Here is a 276-nt window from a genome sequence, read left to right on the forward strand (position 1 = left end):
GGCCTGGCCGTCGCCGTCGAATGGCTGGTTTCCAATTTCGTCTCGCGCTATGGCATCGACACCGAGGCCCACGTCGACATCGGCGCGGCGGAACCGTCCAAGCAGGTAGCGACCACGCTATTCCGGGTGGTGCAGGAAGCCCTGACCAACATCGCCAAGCACGCTCAGGCGACCGAGGTACGCATCCATCTGTCCTGCACCGCCACCTGCTGTTCGCTGACGGTGCAGGACAATGGCGTGGGTGCCGCGGCCGCCAGCCTGGCCAGGAAGTTGCCG

General features: G+C 65.9%; 1 protein-coding gene. It reads left to right on the top strand.

Going from position 1 to position 276, the window contains the following annotated elements:
* Positions 1 to 276 (top strand): sensor histidine kinase (locus SB847_RS20950; protein WP_410578528.1); only part of this gene is annotated, 276 nt, incomplete at both ends.

Origin of the sequence: Bacillus sp. SIMBA_026 (assembly GCF_046535335.1) — a bacterium.
In the GTDB taxonomy this organism is placed as follows: domain Bacteria; phylum Bacillota; class Bacilli; order Bacillales; family Bacillaceae; genus Bacillus; species Bacillus velezensis.